General features: G+C 41.5%; 21 protein-coding genes. 2 read left to right on the top strand and 19 right to left on the bottom strand.

Going from position 1 to position 22467, the window contains the following annotated elements; genetic code table 11:
* Positions 1 to 46: 46 nt before the first annotated feature.
* The 4 genes from NSQ52_RS11160 to NSQ52_RS11175 form a co-directional block, all read right to left on the bottom strand.
* Positions 47 to 769 carry an amino acid ABC transporter ATP-binding protein gene (locus NSQ52_RS11160; RefSeq protein WP_008342240.1) on the bottom strand — a complete coding sequence of 241 codons (723 nt, stop codon included), beginning with the start codon at positions 767 to 769 and terminating at the stop codon, positions 47 to 49.
* The gene (locus NSQ52_RS11165) at positions 762 to 1421 is read right to left on the bottom strand and encodes an amino acid ABC transporter permease (protein ID WP_024718895.1); all 660 of its coding nucleotides are present in this window, start codon (positions 1419 to 1421) and stop codon (positions 762 to 764) included. The genes NSQ52_RS11160 and NSQ52_RS11165 overlap by 8 nt, the downstream gene beginning before the upstream one ends.
* A 119-nt stretch (positions 1422 to 1540) precedes the next feature.
* Complete coding sequence (locus NSQ52_RS11170) at positions 1541 to 2305, bottom strand: transporter substrate-binding domain-containing protein (RefSeq protein WP_008342238.1); 765 nt, start codon at positions 2303 to 2305, stop codon at positions 1541 to 1543.
* Positions 2306 to 2500: 195 nt separating this feature from the next.
* Complete coding sequence (locus NSQ52_RS11175) at positions 2501 to 2938, bottom strand: BrxA/BrxB family bacilliredoxin (protein WP_024718894.1); 438 nt, start codon at positions 2936 to 2938, stop codon at positions 2501 to 2503.
* 167 nt (positions 2939 to 3105) lie between these two features.
* Between NSQ52_RS11175 and NSQ52_RS11180 the strand changes: the two genes are divergently transcribed.
* A complete protein-coding gene (locus NSQ52_RS11180) occupies positions 3106 to 3999 on the top strand; it encodes a YegS/Rv2252/BmrU family lipid kinase (protein ID WP_326241961.1) in 894 nt (297 codons plus the stop codon).
* Between the two features lie 14 nt (positions 4000 to 4013).
* On the opposite strand, the gene NSQ52_RS11185 is transcribed toward NSQ52_RS11180, so the two are convergent.
* The 9 genes from NSQ52_RS11185 to NSQ52_RS11225 form a co-directional block, all read right to left on the bottom strand.
* Positions 4014 to 4307, bottom strand: a complete 294-nt coding sequence (locus NSQ52_RS11185) for a YesK-like family protein (protein WP_008342236.1) — start codon at positions 4305 to 4307, stop codon at positions 4014 to 4016.
* Positions 4308 to 4375: 68 nt separating this feature from the next.
* Positions 4376 to 5632 (bottom strand): dihydrolipoamide acetyltransferase family protein, encoded by a 1257-nt coding sequence (locus NSQ52_RS11190; protein WP_342473339.1) that lies wholly within the window; start codon positions 5630 to 5632, stop codon positions 4376 to 4378.
* 19 nt (positions 5633 to 5651) lie between these two features.
* Positions 5652 to 6635 (bottom strand): alpha-ketoacid dehydrogenase subunit beta, encoded by a 984-nt coding sequence (locus tag NSQ52_RS11195; RefSeq protein ID WP_096881610.1) that lies wholly within the window; start codon positions 6633 to 6635, stop codon positions 5652 to 5654.
* Between the two features lie 12 nt (positions 6636 to 6647).
* Positions 6648 to 7640 (bottom strand): thiamine pyrophosphate-dependent dehydrogenase E1 component subunit alpha, encoded by a 993-nt coding sequence (locus tag NSQ52_RS11200; protein WP_039165916.1) that lies wholly within the window; start codon positions 7638 to 7640, stop codon positions 6648 to 6650.
* A gap of 17 nt (positions 7641 to 7657) precedes the next feature.
* Positions 7658 to 9082 carry a dihydrolipoyl dehydrogenase gene (gene lpdA, locus NSQ52_RS11205; protein ID WP_135009229.1) on the bottom strand — a complete coding sequence of 475 codons (1425 nt, stop codon included), beginning with the start codon at positions 9080 to 9082 and terminating at the stop codon, positions 7658 to 7660.
* Positions 9072 to 10199, bottom strand: coding sequence for a butyrate kinase (gene buk / locus NSQ52_RS11210; RefSeq protein WP_026050108.1), 1128 nt, complete (start codon positions 10197 to 10199; stop codon positions 9072 to 9074). Before buk ends, lpdA begins: the two co-directional genes overlap by 11 nt.
* A gap of 27 nt (positions 10200 to 10226) precedes the next feature.
* Complete coding sequence (gene bcd / locus NSQ52_RS11215) at positions 10227 to 11321, bottom strand: branched-chain amino acid dehydrogenase (RefSeq protein WP_024718888.1); 1095 nt, start codon at positions 11319 to 11321, stop codon at positions 10227 to 10229.
* Positions 11322 to 11346: 25 nt separating this feature from the next.
* Positions 11347 to 12240 (bottom strand): phosphate butyryltransferase, encoded by an 894-nt coding sequence (gene yqiS, locus NSQ52_RS11220; protein ID WP_008342231.1) that lies wholly within the window; start codon positions 12238 to 12240, stop codon positions 11347 to 11349.
* Between the two features lie 125 nt (positions 12241 to 12365).
* The gene (locus NSQ52_RS11225; RefSeq protein ID WP_041506974.1) at positions 12366 to 14438 is read right to left on the bottom strand and encodes a sigma-54-dependent Fis family transcriptional regulator; all 2073 of its coding nucleotides are present in this window, start codon (positions 14436 to 14438) and stop codon (positions 12366 to 12368) included.
* 149 nt (positions 14439 to 14587) lie between these two features.
* Here NSQ52_RS11225 and NSQ52_RS11230 point away from each other — a divergent pair, with 149 nt between their 5' ends.
* Positions 14588 to 14824, top strand: a complete 237-nt coding sequence (locus NSQ52_RS11230) for a DUF2627 domain-containing protein (protein WP_017357960.1) — start codon at positions 14588 to 14590, stop codon at positions 14822 to 14824.
* A gap of 33 nt (positions 14825 to 14857) precedes the next feature.
* Here NSQ52_RS11230 and NSQ52_RS11235 read toward each other — a convergent pair whose 3' ends face one another.
* The 6 genes from NSQ52_RS11235 to argR form a co-directional block, all read right to left on the bottom strand.
* The gene (locus tag NSQ52_RS11235) at positions 14858 to 15595 is read right to left on the bottom strand and encodes a glycerophosphodiester phosphodiesterase (RefSeq protein ID WP_274660593.1); all 738 of its coding nucleotides are present in this window, start codon (positions 15593 to 15595) and stop codon (positions 14858 to 14860) included.
* A gap of 226 nt (positions 15596 to 15821) precedes the next feature.
* Entirely contained in the window at positions 15822 to 16922 is a 1101-nt protein-coding gene (locus tag NSQ52_RS11240) for a Rap family tetratricopeptide repeat protein (protein WP_019743381.1), read from the bottom strand.
* Positions 16923 to 17371: 449 nt separating this feature from the next.
* Positions 17372 to 18175, bottom strand: a complete 804-nt coding sequence (gene spo0A / locus NSQ52_RS11245) for a sporulation transcription factor Spo0A (protein WP_342473341.1) — start codon at positions 18173 to 18175, stop codon at positions 17372 to 17374.
* 283 nt (positions 18176 to 18458) lie between these two features.
* Positions 18459 to 19736 (bottom strand): SpoIVB peptidase, encoded by a 1278-nt coding sequence (gene spoIVB, locus NSQ52_RS11250; RefSeq protein ID WP_007501161.1) that lies wholly within the window; start codon positions 19734 to 19736, stop codon positions 18459 to 18461.
* A gap of 198 nt (positions 19737 to 19934) precedes the next feature.
* Complete coding sequence (recN, locus tag NSQ52_RS11255) at positions 19935 to 21668, bottom strand: DNA repair protein RecN (RefSeq protein WP_342473342.1); 1734 nt, start codon at positions 21666 to 21668, stop codon at positions 19935 to 19937.
* A gap of 34 nt (positions 21669 to 21702) precedes the next feature.
* Entirely contained in the window at positions 21703 to 22152 is a 450-nt protein-coding gene (gene argR / locus NSQ52_RS11260; protein WP_007501163.1) for a transcriptional regulator ArgR, read from the bottom strand.
* Positions 22153 to 22467: the final 315 nt, after the last annotated feature.

Genomic DNA, 22467 nt, shown 5'->3' on the forward strand with positions numbered 1-22467 from the left:
AATCAAAAAAAGAAGGAGATGTTAAGTCTCCTCCTCGTTTTTTTCATTATAATATTTTTTGTAAGAAATCTTGAGCACGCTGTGAAGACGGAGATTCAAAGAATTCTACAGGATTTGCATCCTCTACAATTTTCCCATCATCCATAAAGATCACACGGTCTGCTACTTCTTTTGCAAAGCCCATTTCATGTGTGACGATCATCAGCGTCATCCCAGATTGAGCGAGCTCTTTCATGACCTCTAATACTTCCTTTACCATTTCTGGATCAAGAGCAGACGTCGGCTCGTCAAAAAGCATGATGTCTGGTGTCATCGCAAGGGCACGTGCAATGGCGACACGCTGCTTTTGACCACCTGACAGCCGGTTCGGATAATCATCTTTTTTCTCTAAAAGTCCGACCTTTTTTAAAAGATCCTCTGCCTGCTTGATGCTGTCTTCCTTCGATTGGTTCTTCACATTCATTGGCGCATACGTAATATTTTCTAGCACTGTTTTGTGCGGGAATAAGTGAAAATGTTGAAACACCATACCAATATTCTCGCGCACTTTTAGTGCATTTGTTTTTGGATTGGTAATTTCCGTCCCCTGAATCGTAATCACTCCAGAAGTCGGTTTTTCAAGTAAGTTAATACAGCGAAGAAATGTTGATTTTCCTGAACCAGACGGCCCGATGACAGCTACCACTTCGCCTTCTTTAATCGTGGTATCAATCCCTTTCAACACTTCATTTTTACCGAAAGATTTTGTGAGTTTCTCTATTTTAATCATTTGATTTTAACTTCCTTTCCACCGATTTGCCGACGAAGGTAAGAATAAGCACGATGACATAATAGATGAGACCCGCAAAAATAAGCGGTTCAAGATAGTTATAGGTGACGGCACCTGCTTGATAGGCTCGTCTCATGACATCGCCCAGTCCAATGACTGTGACAATCGCTGATTCTTTTGTCAGTGTAATCGTTTCGTTCACTAGTGCTGGGGAAATATTTTTGAATGCTTGCGGAAGCAATAAGTCCTTCATCATTTTAGCATACGGGATACCTAAAGCAACGGCCGCTTCTTTTTGCCCTTTATCAATGGCATTGATTCCCGCACGAATGATCTCAGAAACGTACGCCGCCGAGTTTAGTGAAAAGGCGGCTACAGCTGCCCAGTATTGATCAATTTGAAAGCCGAGCAGCTGCGGAAGACCAAAATAAATAATCAAAAGCTGAAGCACAAGCGGTGTGCCTCGGAAGATTGACGTATAAAAATCGGCAAGCCAGATAAGCGGCTTAAATACACTAATTTTACAGAGCGTTAATAAGATCCCTAAAATAAAACCAAGGAACAGTGATACCACAACAATAGAAAGCGTTACTTTAAGACCTTCTAAAATAAAGGGCATCTGAGGTATTACATCTTTAAAATCCATCATGATATTCTCCTTTTTTCCTACAGATAAAATCAAAGAATAAACAGGAAAAAAGTTCAACACATGTTGAACTTTTCAGCGCTTTCTACTTGATTTTCATGAATGACGCTGATCCTTTTCCTGACTTACTTTTCATCAGCAAACCATTTTTTAATGAGTTTATCAAGTTCGCCATTATCCTTCATTTCTTTTAATGATTTATTGAATTTCGCTGTTAAGTCGCTATTTTTTTTGAATGCAATGGCTGAACCTTCGTTTGAGCTATTCAATCCAAATGCTTGGAAATCTTTTTCCTTTTTCAAGTAGCCAGCTGCTACTTTATCTTCAATAATGGCTGCATCAAAACGGCCTGCTTTAATTTCTTGAATGATATCAGAGATTTTATTACGATCTTCAACCGTTAAGTTATATTTCTTTTGCAATCCGTTTGCTTCATCTTGCTGGATAGAACCTAATTGAACGCCAACCGTTTTGTCTTTTAAATCTTTCTCTGTTTTTATACCGCTAGATTTTTTTGATACAACCAAGTTTTCAGCGTTGTAGTAAACATCTGAGAAATCAACTTGTTTTTTACGCTTTTCAGTAGGCGTCATGCCTGCAAGCACAATATCAGCTTTATTTGTTTTAAGAGCTGACACGAGGCTTGCAAAGTCCATATCTTGAATTTCTAGCTTATAGCCGTTCTTTTTCGCTAGAGCTGTAGCAAGGTCGACATCAAAACCGATAATTTTATCACCGTCTTTTGATTCAAATGGCGGATAATCTGCTGAAGTCGCCATAATGAGTGTTTTGTCGTCTCCTGATGCGTTTGAATTATTAGAAGAAGTTCCGCATGCTGCTAATGCAGCTGCAAGACCAGCTGTCATAAGTAATAATAACCACTTTTTCATATGATAATGCCTCCTAGTATTTAAAATCATGAGTAGATTTGAATATTTATTCACTATAATGTATTTTAAACACTTTCTTTTTGATATGCAATAGTATTTTGCTAAAATTATTTTGATTCGTATGTCATATAAAACAAAAAAACAGACCGATCAAAAGACCGGACTGCCTCTAAATGATTCATTCAAAAGTACATGTTACACTTCTTCGCAATACTCATCGAAAGCGGCTTGAAGTTTTGACACCACTTCCATCGGTTCATGTCCTTCGATTTCGTGACGTTCGACCATTTTCATGATTTTCCCGTCTTTTAATAGAGCAAATGATGGTGAAGATGGCGGGAAGCCTTCAAAGTATTCACGTGCTCTTGCGGTTGCTTCTTTGTCCTGTCCAGCAAACACTGTGAGCAATTGGTCTGGACGCTTATCGTAATGAACAGAATAACCAGCCGCTGGTCTAGCAATACCGCCTGCACAGCCGCACACTGAATTCACCATGACAAGTGTCGTTCCTTTTTTCGTCAGCGCTTCATCGACTTCTTCAGCTGTTGTCAGTTCCGTATAACCTGCCTGTTTAATCTCTTCTCGTGCTTGTTTCACAATATCATTCATAAATAAATTAAAATCAATATTCATAACCGTCCACTCCTTCTACGTACCAAACCATTTTAACTACATCATATCAAGGAAAACGCCGGCGGGCAAATGTCTTGTTTCGCCCCCTTCACTTTTTTCAAACGTCGTTTATGACCTGTGGAATTGGGGAAAAGTGATAGTAAAGTGATGAAAGGGAGAACTGCGTGATGGCACAATTCAAAAAAGCGATACTCATTTATAACGGAAATGCTGGACAAAAAAACATGGAAAAAACACTAGGTCAAACAGTGCCTCTTCTTTCTTTACATATTGATGAACTCATCCTTAAGCCTACAAAACAGCCGAATGATGCCTATCATTTCTGCCGTGAAATGGATGAGTCGATTGAATTGCTGATTATACTAGGCGGAGACGGAACCGTCCATGAATGTATGAATGGAATTGGCGGTTTAGAAAAAAGGCCGACTGTAGCGATCTTACCTGGCGGGACGTGCAATGACTTTTCTAGAACGCTGGGCATCCCTCAGCAGATGCCAAAGGCCGCTCAAATGGTGATAGATGGCACTGAAAAAAAGGTCGATTTAATCAAAGCAGAGGATCGATACCTTTTAAATTTTTGGGGGATTGGTCTCATCGCAGATACCTCAAACAATATTAATGATAAAGAAAAAGCTGTCCTCGGAAAAATCAGCTACTTCACGAGCGCTCTTCGAACCCTTCAGCAGACAGAACCTTTCTACGTACGCATTGAAACTGAAGAGGAAAACTGGGAAGAAGAAGCTGTGATTGTCCTTGTCATGAATGGGCACTTTATCGGTACAAATAAATTAGATCTGCCAAATGCTTCAATTGATGATGGAAAAGCCGAAATTTTAATTTGCAGAAATACGAGTTTCTCTGCTTTAAAAGAGATTTTTTCAATGAACCGCGAAGAGCTAGAGGATTTTAAAGGTGACCTGTCTCTTATACAAGCATCCCGCATTCATATTCATACTAAAGAGGAAATGGATGCAGATACAGATGGTGAAGTATACATGACCGCTCCTTCTTCCCTTGAAGTATTAAAACAGCATTTGACCTTTATTGTTCCAGCAGAATAAAGAAAACGCCTGCATCATTTCGATGCGGGCGTTTTTTTGATATAACGTCTGTATAAATATTCAAGTGCATACCCTAGCAGTGTACCTATCAGAAGGGAAATGCCTAATAAACTATTGGCGACTCCTTTAAATCCTCCTATCATCAACAAGCAATAGGCGATTTGAATGATTGAAACGATCGATATGATGAGCAGTAAGCGTTCAGGATGATTGCGTGATTTGGAAATATACCGAAGAAAAGCGAACGCAATGGCTGTGATAAACATCAGACCGATCGTAAGAAAAGCAAAAAAATCTAGTCCAGACATCTCATCGCTCCTTTCTGATTGATATGGAAATCCCCCTCTCATTGTGAGAAGGGGACATATAAATGAGCTTAATAGACGGACGTCTCTTCGTCAATGCCTTCAAGAATTTGTTTGATTCTTTGCAGGAATCTACCGCATACAAGACCATCGAGTACTCTATGATCTAATGAAAGACAAAGATTCACCATATCTCTTGCGGCAATCATACCATTTACAATCATCGGGCGCTTTACAATAGATTCTACTTGTAAAATGGCTGCTTGCGGATAGTTAATAATCCCCATTGATTGAACCGAACCAAATGAACCTGTGTTGTTCACAGTAAAAGTACCGCCTTCCATGTCACTTTGCTTCAGTTTGCCTTGTCTGACCTTGGAAGCAAGTTCATGAATTTCTTTGGCGATTCCCTTAATCGTTTTCTCATCCGCATCTTTAATCACTGGGACAAAAAGAGCATCATCTGTCGCAACAGCAATGGAGACATTGATCGCTTTCTTTTGAACAATTTTATCACCAGCCCACATGCTGTTCATTTCAGGGAATTCCTTTAAGGCCTGAGCCACTGCTTTGACAAAGAACGCAAAAAACGTCAAATTAAAGCCTTCTTTTGCTTTGAATTGATCTTTTAGCTGATTTCTTCTTGTCACAAGGTTTGTCACATCCACTTCCATCATCGTCCAGGCATGTGGAATTTCATGCTTGCTTCTTAGCATGTTTGCGGCAATCGCCTGTCTAATCGGCGTGACGGGTAGCTCTACATCGCCAGGCATTGAAGAGATGGAAGGAGCCGCTTTTGCTTGTGACGGTTGCGCAGGTTCTGTTTGACCCGTACCTTCACTCACAGGTGCTGCCGTTTCTTTTACGCCTCCACTCTCGATAAGCTTCAGCAAATCTTTTCTTGTGATTCTGCCGCCAGCTCCCGTTCCTTGAACAGCCGTTAAATCAATTCCGTGCTCATCTGCTAAACGCAGGACTGCCGGAGAGTATCGTTTCTTTTGACTCTGATCCGGGTTTGTTTCGTCAGCTTTTGGTGCTTCACTTTGCAGAGGTGCCTCTTCTTCTTTCGCACTCTGCTGCGCACTGCCTTCTACTTCAATTTCACAAAACACTTCTCCTACTTGAAGTGTATCACCTTCTGCAGCCGCTAGTTTAGTGATTGTTCCTGTAAAGGATGATGGAACCTCTGCATTTACTTTATCTGTCATGACTTCCGCAATCGGATCGTATTTATTCACATGATCGCCAGGTGAAACGAGCCATTTGCTAATGGTTCCTTCTGTTACACTTTCACCAAGCTGAGGCATTTTCATTTGTTCAGTTGCCACTTTGAAACCCTCCTCTTTCTTAAAACGCCGCTAGTTCTCTCATTTCAGCTTCTACCTTATCCGGATTAACCATGAAGAATTTCTCCATTGTCGGTGCATAAGGCATTGCAGGGATATCAGGTCCTGCTAGACGTCTAATTGGCGCATCTAAATCAAACAAGCAGTGCTCTGAAATGATGGCCGCCACTTCACTCATGATGCTTCCTTCTTTTGTGTCTTCTGTTAACAAGAGTACTTTCCCTGTTTTTGATGCCGCTTCAATAATCGCTTCTTGATCCAGCGGGTACACTGTACGTAAATCGAGAATATGAGCAGAAATTCCGTCCTTCGCAAGGCGCTCTGCTGCTTGGAGGGCAAAATGAACACAAAGGCCATATGTAATGACCGTAATGTCATCGCCTTCTCGTTTCACATCCGCTTTTCCAATAGGGAGCGTATAATCCTCTTCAGGCACTTCTCCTTTAATGAGACGGTATGCACGTTTGTGTTCAAAGAACAATACAGGATCTGGATCACGCACTGCGGCTTTTAACAACCCTTTGACATCATAGGGTGTAGAAGGCATCACAATCTTTAAGCCTGGCTGATTGGCAAAAATGGCTTCGACCGATTGCGAATGATAAAGCGCCCCGTGTACGCCGCCCCCGTAAGGAGCACGAATGACCATTGGGCAGCTCCAATCATTATTGGAACGATATCTAATTTTTGCAGCCTCTGAAATAATTTGGTTGATGGCTGGCATAATAAAATCCGCAAATTGCATCTCCGCGATCGGACGCATTCCATACATAGCAGCCCCAATACCTACACCTGCAATCGCTGATTCGGCAAGAGGTGTATCCATGACGCGCGCTTCTCCAAATTGCTCGTAAAGACCCGCTGTTGCTTTAAATACGCCGCCTTTTTTCCCGACATCCTCTCCGAGCACAAACACTTTCGGATCTCGCTCCATTTCTTCTTTCATCGCTAATGTGATAGCGTCTATATATGACATAACAGGCATTTTTCTTCCCCCTTACTCCGCATACACGTAACGAAGTGCGCTTTCTGCATCGGCATAAGCTGCGTTTTCCGCTTCATCAGTGGCTTCGTTTACGATTTGCATGATTTCTTTTGTCATCTCTTCTTTCATTTCAGAAGTCATGACATTTCCTTCGATTAAGTACGTTTCATATTGAATGAGCGGATCTTTCTTTCTTGCTTCGAGCACTTCTTCCTTTTCTCGATAGCTAGAATCATCGTCATCGCTGGAATGCGCAGTTAACCGGTAAGAAATGGTTTCGATCAATGTTGGGCCTTCGCCTCTTGCCGCACGGTCTCTCGCTTCTTTGACCGCTGCATACACTTCAAGCGGATCATTTCCATCAACCGTCACTCCAGGCATTCCGTACCCTATTGCACGATCTGAAATACGCTCACATGCCACTTGTTTGTCATACGGGACAGAAATCGCATACTTATTGTTTTCACACATGAAAATAACAGGCAGCTTATGCACCGCAGCAAAGTTGGCGCCTTCGTGGAAGTCCCCTTGGTTTGAAGAGCCTTCACCGAACGTGACAAAGCTAACAAAATTCTTTTGCTCTAGACGCCCAGCAAGTGCGATTCCAACCGCATGAGGAACCTGTGTTGTCACAGGTGATGATCCAGTCACAATTCGGTTTGATCTTTGCCCAAAATGACCTGGCATCTGTCTCCCGCCTGAGCTTGGATCGTCTTTTTTCGCAAAACCAGACATCATTAAATCTTTCGCCGTCATCCCGAATGCAAGGACAACCCCCATATCACGGTAATAAGGTAAAACGTAATCCTCTTCCCTATTGAGGGCAAAAGCGGCACCGACTTGCTGCGCTTCCTGTCCTTGACAAGAGATGACGAATGGAATTTTTCCAGAACGGTTTAAAAGCCACATCCGTTCATCAATTTTTCTTGCTAAAAGCATGGTTCTATATATGTCAATCGCTTGTTCATCTGATAATCCTAATTCCTGATGACGCATGTTACTCATCATGTTTCCCTCCTTGATTAAAAATGGATCGCCTTTCCGTCAACAGCCAGTGCTGCCTCGCCAATTGCTTCTGACAAGGTTGGGTGCGGGTGGATCGTCTGTCCCACTTCCCACGGAGTTGCATCTAGTACTTTGGCTAATCCAGCTTCAGATATCATATCTGTTACATGAGGACCAATCATATGAATCCCTAAGATATCATCTGTCTTTTGGTCAGCAATGATTTTGACAAATCCATCAGACTCTCCAAATACAAGCGCTTTTCCGATGGCCATGAAGGGAAACTTCCCAATCTTGACTTCGTAGCCTTGCTCTTTTGCCGCCTGTTCAGTCAGTCCAACACTAGCGGTTTCTGGGTGAGAGTACACACATTTAGACACGAGCGTTTCATCAAGTGGCTTTGGATCTTGACCAGCCATATGTTCCACTGCAATCATGCCTTCATGTGATGCGACATGTGCCAGCTGAAGACCGCCAATGACATCACCTATTGCGTAAATATGCGACTCTTTCGTTTGATAATGCTCATTCACGACAATGCCTTGCTTTTCTGTCTGGATGTCCGTGTTTTCAAGTCCTATGCCTTCCACGTTTGGCACTCGGCCAACTGAGAGAAGCAGTTTCTCTGCTTCAAACGACTGAATGTCTCCACCTTGTTCCACTTGGATCTTGACGAGATTCTCGTGCTTTTCGGCAGTATCTGGCAGAACCTTCGCATTTGTCACTAAGGTGATGCCCTTTTTCGTTAAAAGCTTTTCCATTTCTTTAGAAATATCTTGATCCTCTGTTGGTAAAATGCGATCTGCAAATTCGATCACTGTGACTTTAACGCCAAAATCGTTAAGCATGGAAGCCCATTCGATCCCAATCACGCCTCCGCCGACAATCAGCATGGACTGAGGAAGTTCTTGCAGTTCAAGTGCTTCGTCTGATGTAAGGATGTGTGTTCCATCCGCTTCAAGTCCGGGCAGGACGCGCGGTCTTGACCCAGTCGCAATGATGACCTGCTTTGGAATCAGCATTTCATTTTCATCACCATTCGCCATTTCTACCGAGATGGTGCCTGGCATTGGCGAAAAGATCGAAGGGCCTAGGATACGGCCTATTCCTTCGTATACATCAATTTTCCCTTGTTTCATTAAGTGTTTGACGCCGCCTGCTAATTTGTCGACAATCTCTGTTTTTCTTTTTTGTACGTTGGCAAATTGTAAGGCAATTCCGCTTGCTTCAACGCCAAAATCAGCGGCACGTTTGACCGTTTGATAGACTTCTGCACTTCTAAGAAGCGCTTTAGATGGGATACAGCCTTTATGAAGACATGTTCCACCGAGCTTTGATTTTTCTACGACTGCTGTTTTCAATCCAAGTTGAGAGGCACGAATGGCCGCTACATAGCCGCCTGTGCCTCCACCAAGAATGACGAGGTCATATTCAGTTGCCATGACTTGTCACTCCTTTCTCCGCCTTTTGATCATTTGGGTATTCTTTTGGTGATTCTTCTTCTTTTAAAATGCGAAGCGCCCCTTCTGCTAAGGATTGCAATTCATTTTCACCTGGGTACACAACAACATCTGAAATCCAGTCAATGTATCCTCTAATGCTTGACGTAATTTGTTTGCTGTACGCAAGGCCACCTGTTAACACAATGACGTCAACAGCTCCTTTTAAAACCGCACTAGCCGCACCGATTTCTTTGGCAATTTGATAGCACATCGCTTCATAAATAAGCGCCGCACGCTCATCGCCTGCTTCAATCATGCGCTCTACTTTTACTGCATCTGTCGTACCAAGATAGCCCGCAAGTCCGCCTTCGCCAATAATACGTTTGAGCATTTCCTCTTGCGAATATTCACCAGAAAAGCATAAATTAACAAGGTCACCTGTTGGAAGAGTACCTGCCCGCTCTGGGCTGAAAGGACCCTCGCCATGAAGACCGTTATTCACATCAATGACTTTTCCTTTTTGATGTACACCAATCGTAATTCCGCCGCCCATATGGGTAATGATCATGTTCAAATCTTCGTAACGCTTTCCAAACGAAGCAGCCGTTTTTCTTGCGACTGCTTTTTGATTTAAGGCATGAAAAATGCTTTTCCGCTCAATTGTTGGCAGTCCTGAAATACGAGCAATCGGCTGTAGTTCATCTACGACTACGGGATCAACAATAAAAGCTGGGATGTTAAGGCCAAGTGCAATTTCTCGGGCAATAATTCCGCCTAGATTAGAGGCGTGCTGGCCAGCATACCCTTCTTTTAGATCTTCAACCATTTGCTCATTTACTTCATATGTGCCACCTTCAATCGGACGAAGAAGACCACCGCGTGCGCAAACTGCATCAAACTTTGAGATGTTCATCCCCTGTTCATGCAGTGTTTTCAAAATGGTTTCTTTACGGAATGAAAATTGATCAATGATATGAGGAAACTGCTTGATTTCCTCATCTGTATGTCTTAATGTCGTTTCAAAAATAGATCGTTCATTATGAAACACACCGATTTTTGTTGAAGTAGAGCCAGGATTAATAGTGAGAATACGCCATTCTTTTGTCAGCAAAAACAAAACCTCCGTTTCAACTCATTCATCCATTTAGCGACGACTTAAAATATGTTGACCATTTTGCAGGAATTGGCTTCTTGATTTGCGCATTCTTTCAATTCGCTCTTCAGCCAATCGGTCTGCCGCTTTATAAGTGGGAATGGCATCACGGTTAGAGATTTCAATCACTCGCTCAATGTTTTGGTAAATGCCTTCTACTTTTTTCATTGCACGATCTGCATTATAGCCATAAAGCTCATCTGCAACGTTAATCACACCGCCTGCATTGATCACATAATCCGGTGCGTACACAATGCCCATTTCATGAATAAGATCTCCATGATGTGTTTCTCTCAGCTGGTTATTCGCTGCACCTGCGATGACTTTTGCCTTTAATTTAGGAATTGTCACATCGTTAATGGTTGCACCGAGTGCACATGGTGCGTAAATATCACATTCTTGATCATAAATATCATCAGGGTCTACCGCTTTTGCACCGAAGTCTTCTACAGCTCGCTGAACTGAGTCTTTGTTGATATCAGTGACGATGAGCTGTGCGCCTTCTTCATGCAGGTGTTTACATAGGTTGTAAGCCACGTTTCCAACACCTTGAACGGCAATTGTTTTTCCTTCTAATGAATCTGTACCGAATGCTGCTTTTGCAGCTGCTTTCATCCCTTTATATACACCGTAAGCAGTCACTGGAGATGGATTTCCTGAAGAACCAAATGCAGGAGAGATGCCTGTGACAAAGTCTGTTTCTTCATGGATAAGATCCATATCTTCTACCGTTGTACCGACATCTTCAGCGGTGATATAACGGCCATTTAATCCTTGAATGTAACGGCCAAAAGCACGGAACATTTCTTCATTTTTTTCTTTTCTCGGATCACCAATGATGACCGTTTTACCGCCGCCAAGGTTAAGCCCTGCCGCCGCATTTTTATAAGTCATACCTCTTGCAAGACGCAAGGCATCTTCGATAGCTGCTTCTTCATTTTCATATGTCCACATTCTTGTTCCGCCGAGTGCCGGCCCAAGTGTTGTATCATGAATGGCAATGATGGCTTTTAAACCAGACTGTTCATCCTGACAAAATACAAGCTGTTCATAATCGTATCGTTCCATATATTTAAAAAGTTCCATTTTCTATTCCTCCTAATACTTTCGCTTAATTAGATGTACAGATGGCAAGTGCAATTGAATAGAGCTTGCTTTCAGCTGAATCAGACCGGCTTGTTAAAGCAATCGGTGCTTTCGCTCCTGCCACCACAGCTCCCACTTTTGCATGAGCAAAGTAGATGAGAGATTTATAAAGAATGTTGCCTGCTTCAATGGTTGGCACAAGCAAAATATCTGCATGACCAGCCACATCACTCGTAATATTTTTATGAGAAGCTGCCGTTTGAGAAATGGCATTATCTAAAGCAAGCGGCCCATCAATCAGACAGCCAGAAATTTGACCTCTTCGATTCATTTGCGCAAGGCTTGCAGCTGTGAGCGTCGAATCCATCGCTGGGTTTACGACTTCTACCGCTGATAATACCGCCACTTTGGGCATATCATTTCCGACAGCTTGTGCGACTTGAACGGAATTCACCGTAATTTCTTTCAGCATATTTAAATCAGGCGCAATGTTCATCGCAGAGTCCGTCACATAGATAAAACGGTCAAAGCCCGGTACTTCGAAGGCAGCAACATGTGAAAGGACACTCGCTGTCCGAAGCCCATATTCTTTATTTAGGACAGCTTTTAACAGTACGGCTGTCGGGACATGCCCCTTCATGAGAATATCTGCATGATTTTCACTTACTGCCTGAACGGCAATTTTGGCAGATTCTTCGGGTGAATCTGAATGAATAATATCTATCCAGTCTTCATTAATCTCATGCTGTTTGACTAGCTCCTTTAGGTTGCGTTTGTTTCCAACCAGCAGGAAGCGAGCGACTTTTCGTTCGATTGCCATTTTGATGGCATGAAGCACTTCTTCGTCTTCTGCATGAGCCACAGCCGCTGTTTTATTCTGCAGCTGCGAGGCTTTGATAATCAGATCGTCAAGCTTCATACTTGCCCACCTTTCCTTGTGCTCGGTTCCTCTTTTTATATGCAAGTTCCGTGCCAGCTTGAAATGTGTGAAAAATAAGCCTTTTTGCAAAGAAATTATGCAATTTCTTGCAGGTTACGTGCATGTTACTGCATGCTATCTTTTGCAAGCTGATACTTATCCATTTTATAGTAAAGATTTCGAATGCTGATCCCTAACGTTTTCGCTGTTTTTGTGCGATTGAATTGATGTTTTTCAAGGGTTTGTTTGATCAACTGCGCTTCAAATGCTTCTACAGCATCCGAGAGCGTCTCCCCCTCAAATTGACTAACAGCCAGTTCCTGCTGCTCTTTTTCCTCATGCTCGTCTGACTCCATGAAGGCGATATGCGCTTCATCGATCCATTCTTCTTGCGGATTCAAAAAGATCATCGCTCGTCCAAGCACATTTTCAAGCTCTCTCACGTTGCCTGGCCAGCTATATGATCGAAGTCTATTAAGCGCACGATCTGTTAAGCCGCTGACGTTTCGCCCATAGTCTAAATTGATCTTCTGGATGAGGCGTTTACTTAATGATTCAATATCTTCGAGACGCTGTCTGAGCGGTGGGATCGATATCGGGTATCTGTTCATTCGATAATATAAATCCTCTCTGAACTTTCCTTCTGCCATCGCCTTTTCAATATTGACATTTGTCGCTGTGATCACACGCACATCAACCGGTATCGCTTTCGTTCCGCCTACCCGAACAATTTCTTTTTCCTGCATGACACGCAGCAATTTCGCTTGGGTACTTGGCGTCATTTCACCGATTTCATCTAAAAAGATACTGCCGTGATTGGCTTCTTCAAACAGCCCTTTTTTCCCGCCACGCCTTGCACCAGAAAACGCTCCTTCCTCGTAGCCAAACAGTTCTGACTCTAAAAGAGTTTCTGATAAGGCAGCACAGTTGACACGGACAAAGCGGTTGTACTTGCGATCACTTTCATTGTGAATGGCATGCGCAAACAGCTCTTTCCCAGTACCTGATTCTCCGCGGAGTAAAATGGTTGCCGGCGTTTTTGCGCCCAGCTTTGCCTGCTCAAGTGCGACAAGCATTTGTTCACTTTCTCCAATAATGTCTTCAAATGTGTACTTTGCTTCAAGTGTTCGGATGAGCTGTCTTGCTTTATTTAATTCATTCGTCAATGATTGAATTTCGGATACATCGTGAATGACCCCGACACTGCCTTTTAGAATGCCGTCAACAATAACAGGTGCTACATTGACGATGACATCTTTTTTATTTGGACCAACCTTCATTCTGACGCCTCGAACTGGTCTTCTTGTTTCAAGCACCTTTAAGTGCATGCTTTCCCCTTCGGAAATATCAGCTCCTGCTGGTTTACCCACGACCTCTTTATCCGTTAAACCGGTCATTTTCGTATAAGCACGGTTGATCAAAATACCTTTCCCCTGCTCATCGACAACCGATATGGCTTCATCTGATGATTGAATAATGGCCTCAAGCATCGTTCTTACTTCTTTGAGGTTTGTTACTTCTTCCGCAAGCTCCACCGCATCTGTAATGTCTTTAAAGATGGATAAAGCACCTAACATTCTCCCCGCGTCATCAATAATCGGCAGACGGGTGGTCACAATTTGAATTTGCTGATTCAAAAATTGCTTTTGGTTAAATTCCGGCTCCCTTGACCTTAGTATATCGGGAAGTTTCGTGTTCGGAATCACTTCTCGAATGTGACGGCCAATCGCATCCTTTTGCGAACACCCCACCATTTTGGCAGCCGATCGATTAAACAGTACCACTTCTTCATCCATATTAATAAAAATCATGCCATCGTTCGTTGCATTAAAAATGCGGTCATGTTTATAGGTTTGTTCCTTCAATATTTGAATGAGCTGTTGTTTCTCTGCCATTAATTCTGAAATGACGTATGCCATCGAGCTTGGCACAATCACAGCATGCTCTGGTTTTTGTTCAATTAATTCTTTCAGTACAGCAGAACTGCCTGTGGTTTCAATGATGATATCAATGTCATCTTTTATGTATTCTTTCCAATCCGTCGTCGTCTCAATTCCATTCTTTTTCGCTTCATCCATCCCCGGTGCCTCGAGATCAAGGTCGGCGATCGCAATGATTTGAACCGTATTTGTTTTCAGCAATGTTTCAAGCAGTGCTGATCCACCTTGTCCTGCACCGACAATCAAGACTCTCTGCATCCCGTTACCCCTTTATATGAAAAATTTTGCACACCATATTTTTCCGTTGCAAAAAATTGCACAACACCTATATTACCACGTTTTCCTTTCTTGACAAAATATTTTTTGAATTAGACAATGGAAGTAAATGACGTTTAAGGGGACATTTGATGGGGAGAATACTGGCATTAGTGATTATTTTAATACCTGGAGCCTTTGCAGCACTTGGCATTAAGCTGCTGCGTGACACTGTTTTCGGCATCATCATTGCACCATTTCCATATTTATGGCTGCAAGGAATTGCAGGGTTGTTATTTTTAGGGGGAGGTCTTTATGTTGTTGCAGGATTTATTTTATATAGGGACCGTAAACGAAATAAAGTAACAACTCGTTTTAAGCAAAGGTAATCATGAAAAAGACCCGCTGTTGATAGCGGGTCTTTATTTCATTTCTTCTCTTATTTTGACGGCTCGATCAGGAAAATCAGTAAAGATTCCATCAACACCCAATCTCAACATATTTTTTATTTGCTTCTCACTGTTTACAGTAAACGGTCTAATCACTTGTTGGTCCGCATGGAGAGCGGCTACTACTTCTTTTGTCACCCCAGCGCCCTTTATATTCGGATGGTAGCCCTTAGCTGGGATTGTTTTTAAATACATGTCCGGTTGATGAATCACATCCATCGTGAGGACCGCCAGTTCAATGTGAGGCATCAGCTTGTGAAAAAGAGCTAAGCTGCCGTGATGAAATGATGAGACAAGTACTCGATCCTCTATTTGAAAGTGCTCAATTTGCTCTTTTACTTTTTCTTCAATCCCTGGATATCGATAAATAGAGTTTTTTAATTCAATGTTGATCATAAAGGATGATCTCTGCGTCACTAGCTCTAATACTTCTTCTAAAAGAGGAATGGAGACCGCACCCGTTTCATCATAGAAAGAATGACTGGCATCTCCTCTTTTTAACTCTTCATATGTATAGTCTTTCACTAACCCTTTCATATTGGTCGTTCGGTTCAGCTTTTCATCGTGAATGACAGCTAGTCTGCCGTCCTTGGTGAGCTGAACATCAAGCTCAATCCCATCCGCTCCAGAATGGAGTGCGTGCTCAAAGGCAATCATGGTGTTCTCTGGATAGTTTCCTTTAAAGCCTCTATGTGCAAAAATTTTCGTCATATGCCACCTCTAAATATGATGATTACCTATATTATGACGTGTCTTTTTTCGTTTTTCCAGTTTGAGCACATAAAAAAACCTCTTCTAATAAGAGAGAAGAGGTTGACAGGTAAATTCGATCACGTAATCGCTCTGATGGCTTGCTCTGTCGTCTCTGCGTCAAGAGCAAAAAGGGAAGAAACAACTGCGACTGCTGTAACGATTGTTACACCTAACAACAACTTTTTCATAAGATAACCTCCACTTTCTTTTGAAGTATTTGTGCATCGAATTTCTTTTCAAGAAAACGAATGGCATTTTGATAATCATTTCGTTCCTTGAAGTATTTCGATATTTGTTCAGACAAATCCTCAAGCTCCACATATAATCTATTTTTTTCTATGTAGTCTAATTTTTCAGAGAATACGTCTGCTGCTCCACTATTTTCGCACATCAAATCCAAAATTTCAAATTTTACTATATATTCATTATTTTGGATATCACAGCTATATTGAATCCCCTCTTTAATATATTCTTTCGCCTCATGATCTCCTAAATGAACTAAGGCATTTGCGAGAACATATAAAGATTGGATGAAATAATGGCTATTGTCGCGATGAATTTGAATGCTCATCCCTTTTTTGGCGTATTGCGCACTTTTTTCATAATCAGGTTTTGCGTAATAAAGAACCGCTAAATTGTGATAGCACTTCCCAATCAGCACTTCATTGTTAATGCGCTTACTTTTCTCAAGTGCCTCTTGGTACTTTTCCTCAGCTTCATCAAACTGTAGTAAATCAATACAGTTGCTCGCATGTAAAATTAAGCTGTCAATCGCCTGTGCGGTATATTCCTCATGCGCTTTAAACGTATCAATGGCTTTTTTAATATGATTAATGGAAATGAAATTTTGCTTCAGTTCGTAATAAATGGAAGCGACTTTATGATGAAAAGTTCCTACTTCAAGATCTTCATTCACACGTTTTAGCCGCTGCTCAGCAATCTTATAAAAACTAATCGCCTCATCATATTTTTTGACATAGGCAGCATATTGGCCTTTATAAAAGTAAAAATAAAAATTAATAATGTCATCTGCTTTTTCATCCAGCGTTCCGACACTTTTCATAATCTGATTGGCTTTTTCAATATTTCCAAGTAACATTTCATGTCTGCCGTCGACTAGCTGATAATAAAGAAGAACTTCTCGATCCTCATCTGTATTTTTTAGCAAATTCTGAATTTTCTCTTTATAGACAGCAGATTTTTCTAGGTCATTCTGAGAAATGACCCTCGTCCACTTGCTAATTTCGTTCGCAACCTCAGCAGAGTGGATTTTCAGCTTTCCCATAACCTCACCCTCTTCTTTTCATTATTATAGCATAGTAAAAGAATGTGAAAATTATTAAATTCGACAATGGGAATATTCAGTTCAAATGGCACAATCTCTAAGAAGCCAGTGACTTTAAAACGCCAACCAATCAGGTCAATAGAAATAGAACTTTCGATCTCATTTACTTTATTTACTAATTACATAAGACCTTTTCCTCTCATCCTTTTTCTTACGAATGAGCGTTTTCTTCTTCTATAAGCCAATTGATTAGCGTAGCTGATTACCACTATTTTATGTCCTATTCATTTCTTTCATGCTTTATTTTTCATTTTATTCTGAAAATAAAGCGACCCGTTTGTCCAATTTAAACATTAAAGATGATTTTATCAACATAACCATTTTTTAGCAATATTTTACGAAAATAAAAAAACGCCTCATTGAAGAAACGTTTTTTTATGGAAGGTGACTTAGCTTGCTCTATGCTCTAAACGCAGACGATCAGCCACCATGGCAATAAATTCGGAATTGGTCGGTTTGGCTTTTGACATGCTGACTGTGTAGCCAAAGAGTGACGAAATGGAGTCAATATTCCCTCTGCTCCAAGCCACTTCAATGGCATGACGAATCGCTCGTTCTACCCTGCTGGCTGTCGTGTTAAATTTCTTTGCAATGTCTGGGTACAATACTTTTGTAATACTGCCGAGTAGTTCAATATCATTGTACACCATCGAAATGGCTTCTCTTAAGTATAAATAGCCTTTAATATGAGCTGGCACGCCAATCTCATGAATAATCGTCGTAATGCTCGCATCTAAGTTCTTACGTTTCGGTTCAGGTTTGCTGCGAAGGACACTGTTTTGGATAGATGAAGATCGATGGCTGACTTGTGTGCCGTTTCCACTGACTTGACGAATATGACCTACGAGGTTTTCCATATCGAATGGTTTCAAAATGAAATAGGATGCACCCAAATCGACTGCTTTTTTCGTTACGTCTTCTTGTCCGAAAGCCGTCAGCATAATGACACTTGGCTGTTTGGTCATTTCTTTGTTTTCACGGAGGCGTTCCAGTACAGCAAGACCGTCTAAATGAGGCATGATAATATCTAAGAGGAGAACGTCGGGCTCTTTATCTTTAAATAATGTCAGACATTCCTGACCATTATACGCCACGCCAAGTACTTCCATATCTTCCTGTCCCTCAATATACTCTGTCAAAAGGCCAACAAGTTCTCGATTGTCATCAGCTACACACACTTTAATTTTCTCCACGTTCTTTCCTCCCCAATGTCGATTCCTTAGTCTTTTGCATTTCTCTTCTGAGTGTTCAATTCGACAAAACCATGCTATCCCCTTTAAAAAAGTTTAATTTTCCGAATAATAGAGCATTATCTAGCTTTTTCTACGTTTTTCTTAATGAATCGACGATTATTGCAATTTGACAACACACTGTTTTCCATTTTGTCGAAAAATCTCTTTTTCCTTATTTTATAACATGATGGAAGAGAAAGAAAGGGTAGAAAAAAACTGCCGGAAGATTCGCGGCAGTTTTTCATCAGCTTGCTTTTTTGTTTTTTTGATAAAGATCAATTCCTGCTTCTGACAGCATCCATTCAATGTGTACGCCGTATCCGCTTGTCGGGTCATTGACGAACACGTGAGTGACCGCTCCAATGACTTTGCCATTTTGGATGATCGGACTTCCGCTCATTCCTTGAACAATCCCGCCCGTTTTGCTTAATAAGCGTTCATCTGTTACTTTAAGCACCATTCCTTTTGTTGCCGGGAATTTTTGCGGTGTTGTGCTGACGATTTTAATATCAAATTTCTCTACTTTATCATGGTCCACAACCGTTAATATTTCGGCTGGACCTTCTTTTACTTCATTTGATAATGCGACGGGAAGTGGTTTGTCTGCTACATGATTTTCAAGTTTTTCGGTTAACGTACCAAATATACCGAATGGACTGTTACGTGAAATATCACCTATCGTTTTTCTTTCGGAAGAAAACCTGGCCAATTTTTCTCCAGGGTTGCCTCCTGTCCCTTTTTCAATGGATGTGACAGTTGATCTGACAATTTCACCATTGTCGACCACGATTGGTTTTTTTGTATCCATGTCAGAAATCACATGCCCAAGGGCGCCATATTTTTTAGAAGATGGTTCAAAGAAGGTCATCGTCCCGATTCCTGCTGCGGAATCACGAATATAAAGACCGATTCGATAAGTACCTTCACTTGCATCTTTCGCGGGTGTTAATGTCGTTTGAAAGGTTTTATGGTCTCTTTTTATGAGTAAATGAAGGGTTTCCCCCGTTTTTCCGGCTTTCTGAATAAATGGGGTGAGGTCATTCATCTTCTCCATTTTCTGACCATTGATCTCAATGATCATATCCCCTGATTGAATGCCTGCAGCTTCACCTGGTGATTTTTTGCCGTCTGCTGTTGTGATTTGATGAAAACCGACAACGAGAACTCCGACAGAATGGAGTTTGACGCCAATGGATTGTCCTCCAGGAATGACTTTTAATTCGGGAAGAACATCGACTTTTGTTTTCTTAATAGGAAATCCTTTAAAATCATAAACAATTTCGGCTTTTCCCGCCTTTTGTCCCGTTACTTCAAGTTGATTCTTTTTCTCTGAAAGACTAAAGGCTGGTGAAGAAGCATTGGCTGACGCTTCAATGGACGTATCAATCGAATGCTTCTCGTGTTCAAATACTGCGACAGTTGTTGGAATGCTGATATATTCCTTCACTATGCTCATAAACCCTGTACTTATTAAAGAAACAAGGAGAATCACACCAATGGCTTTTCTCATCTTTTCGGGCATTCATTTTTCACTCTCCTCGCTCCTTACCCACACCAGAACATTAATGTTTTGGCTACATCTTTACTTTTGCCTTCTTAGCGAGGATTTATAACCGACACCTTTAGAAAATGATTGGATAAATTGATAAAAGAAAAAGACGATTTCATGCGTATATACGGCGAATATGAGACAATATAAAAAAGGCAGCTGTTGTTTCAGCTACCCTGTCGTTTTGACATCATTTGCTTGGTGCAGTAATTCTTTTGCATGCTGTTTTGTGAGCTCAGTGACTTCTACACCAGCAATCATTCGGCCAATTTCACTCACTTTTTCATCATCACTGAGTGGTTTGACGTTCGTCATTGTTCTACCAGCTTTAGCGCGTTTTGAAATAAAAAGATGTGTATCAGCCATTGCTGCAACTTGCGGCAGATGGGTAATACAGAGTACTTGTGAGCCTGCTGCTACTTTATAAATTTTTTCAGCAATGGCTTGTGCGACTCTGCCGCTAACACCCGTATCCACTTCATCAAATATAATGGACGTCACTTCTTGTTTCGCTGAGAAAATACTTTTCACTGCCAGCATGACACGTGAAATTTCTCCTCCAGATGCTACTTTTGACAAAGATTTCATCGGTTCACCCGGATTTGTAGAAATGACAAATTGCGCTTGATCTATGCCATTTTTCCCAAGCTGTACGGGTTTTCCATCTAAAAGCGGGTAGTCCGTACTGCCAAAAGGTGCATATCGAATCGTAAAAGCGGTATCAAAAGAAGACTTCTCCATATATAAATCCTTCAATTCAGTTTGAATGTGCTTCGCCAGTTTTTTCGCCCATTTTTTACGGAGCTCTGACACGTTAAGCGCTTCAAGCAATGCATCCCGGCTTATCGCATCAAGTTTGTTTTTAAGTGTCTGCAAATGGCTGTCCCGATTTTGGATTTGGTCTATCTCCTCTTCAATCTTAGCCGCATATTCTAAAATTTCCTCAACGGTTGTGCCGTACTTTCGCTTCAGCTGCTTCATCTCATTTAGCCTAGACTCAATAAAATCAAGACGGGCTGGGTCAAATTCTAATTGGTCAAGCATGCTGCGCATTTGAAAAGTAGAATCTTCTAATAAATAATAGGAGTTTGACACTTGCTCAGAGAGCTTTTTCAGATCGTCGTTGATCTCAGAAACTTGCTCAAGCTCGCTTGAAGCCATTCCAACCCAATCAAGTCCTCCCTGCTCATTACGCAGAGCATTATATGCGTTTTGAAGCGAGGAAAAGATTTTTTCAAAATTGCTGATTTGATGACGTTCCTCTTGAAGCTTCTCATCTTCCCCAGGCTCTAATTGTGCCGCTTCAATCTCTTCCAGCTGAAATTGCAATAAGTCTAACCGATGAACCATTTCCTGTTCATTTTCAGACAGCTGTTTGAGTTTTTGCGCCGTCTTCATATATTGATCATACGCTTCTTGATACTGCGAGAGAGCAGGTGCAATTTCTTCTGCTCCAAATTGATCAAGCAAATGCAAATGATTTTCATCCTCCATTAACAGCTGATTATCGTGCTGGCCATGTATATCAAGCAAAAGCCGGCCAACTTCTCTTAAAAGCGAGATGGTGACAAGCTTACCATTAATGCGGCAAATGCTTTTCCCGCTTTGATTGATATCACGGCGAAGAATCATCATTTCATCAGATGCATCAATTCCTTGCTCCTCGCAAAGGGCAAATACAGGATGATCTGCTGGTACAAGAAAAAGACCTTCCAGCTCTGCTTTTTTTTCGCCATAACGGACAAATTCGGATGATCCTCTTCCCCCTACGAGAAGTGAGACAGCGTCAATCATGATTGATTTTCCGGCACCTGTTTCCCCTGTTAGAACTGTGAGTCCTTTTTCAAACGAAACCGTTAACTCCTCAATGATTGCAAAGTTTTTAATGGTTAGTTCTGCTAACACTCATTTGACACCTCTTTTTGTAAACCTGATCTCTTTATAGAAGCTCTAAAATTTTGGACGAAACGGTATCCGTATCGTCTGGCGTGCGGCAAATGATTAAGATGGTATCATCCCCACAAATGGTTCCCATAATTTCTTCCCAATCTAAATTATCCATTAAAGCACCGATGGCTTGAGCGTTCCCAGGCATTGTTTTTAGAACGATTAAATGACTGGCAGCATCCATTTTAATAAATGCGTCCATTAAGGAACGCTTTAATTTCGATAGCGGGTTAAACCGCTGATCTGCAGGAAGGCTGTATTTATATGTTCCGTTATTTGTTGGCACTTTGACTAAATGCAGTTCTTTGATATCTCTTGATACGGTCGCCTGTGTGATGTTATATCCATCCGCTTTCAAAATATCGACTAATTCGTCTTGTGTTTCGATTTCTTGGCTTGCGATAATTTCTCTAATCTTAATATGTCTTTGACCTTTGTTCATTTTGACCCCCCTAGACGTTAGAATCTCAGTTTGTCTTTACGTTCTATGTTATATGATGCACACTTCAAAAAACAAGCATTACGTGAGAAACGGTCAATTCTGATCTTTTGACCATGTAAAAAGGAATAATAGCGAGCGATTATTCCGTTCAGCATGTAGACAAACCCTCGCATTCTTTGTCAGTCCTGCGCTCTGGTGCTCACGAATCCCAAATTCGCTGTGCGCCAGTACTCGTCCTTCCTAGGGCTGCAAAGGTTTTCTATCACGCTGAAAAGAAGACAAAGGGCTAAAATCAAGTTCATTTTAGCCCTTTGT

It is taken from the genome of Bacillus sp. FSL W8-1141 (assembly GCF_038593205.1).
Classification (GTDB): domain Bacteria; phylum Bacillota; class Bacilli; order Bacillales; family Bacillaceae; genus Bacillus; species Bacillus altitudinis.

Excerpts from the sequence above, each read along its gene's own strand:
- NSQ52_RS11170 (WP_008342238.1), bottom strand. The coding sequence starts at position 2,305 with ATGAAAAAGTGGTTATTATTACTTATGACAGCTGGTCTTGCAGCTGCA.
- NSQ52_RS11230 (WP_017357960.1), top strand. The coding sequence starts at position 14,588 with ATGGGGAGAATACTGGCATTAGTGATTATTTTAATACCTGGAGCCTTT.
- yqiS (WP_008342231.1), bottom strand. The coding sequence starts at position 12,240 with ATGAAGCTTGACGATCTGATTATCAAAGCCTCGCAGCTGCAGAATAAA.
- NSQ52_RS11180 (WP_326241961.1), top strand. The coding sequence starts at position 3,106 with ATGGCACAATTCAAAAAAGCGATACTCATTTATAACGGAAATGCTGGA.
- lpdA (WP_135009229.1), bottom strand. The coding sequence starts at position 9,082 with ATGGCAACTGAATATGACCTCGTCATTCTTGGTGGAGGCACAGGCGGC.
- NSQ52_RS11195 (WP_096881610.1), bottom strand. The coding sequence starts at position 6,635 with ATGCCTGTTATGTCATATATAGACGCTATCACATTAGCGATGAAAGAA.
- NSQ52_RS11200 (WP_039165916.1), bottom strand. The coding sequence starts at position 7,640 with ATGAGTAACATGCGTCATCAGGAATTAGGATTATCAGATGAACAAGCG.
- argR (WP_007501163.1), bottom strand. The coding sequence starts at position 22,152 with ATGAACAAAGGTCAAAGACATATTAAGATTAGAGAAATTATCGCAAGC.
- bcd (WP_024718888.1), bottom strand. The coding sequence starts at position 11,321 with ATGGAACTTTTTAAATATATGGAACGATACGATTATGAACAGCTTGTA.
- NSQ52_RS11240 (WP_019743381.1), bottom strand. The coding sequence starts at position 16,922 with ATGGGAAAGCTGAAAATCCACTCTGCTGAGGTTGCGAACGAAATTAGC.
- NSQ52_RS11185 (WP_008342236.1), bottom strand. The coding sequence starts at position 4,307 with ATGTCTGGACTAGATTTTTTTGCTTTTCTTACGATCGGTCTGATGTTT.
- NSQ52_RS11225 (WP_041506974.1), bottom strand. The coding sequence starts at position 14,438 with ATGCAGAGAGTCTTGATTGTCGGTGCAGGACAAGGTGGATCAGCACTG.
- NSQ52_RS11160 (WP_008342240.1), bottom strand. The coding sequence starts at position 769 with ATGATTAAAATAGAGAAACTCACAAAATCTTTCGGTAAAAATGAAGTG.
- spoIVB (WP_007501161.1), bottom strand. The coding sequence starts at position 19,736 with ATGCCCGAAAAGATGAGAAAAGCCATTGGTGTGATTCTCCTTGTTTCT.
- NSQ52_RS11175 (WP_024718894.1), bottom strand. The coding sequence starts at position 2,938 with ATGAATATTGATTTTAATTTATTTATGAATGATATTGTGAAACAAGCA.
- NSQ52_RS11235 (WP_274660593.1), bottom strand. The coding sequence starts at position 15,595 with ATGACGAAAATTTTTGCACATAGAGGCTTTAAAGGAAACTATCCAGAG.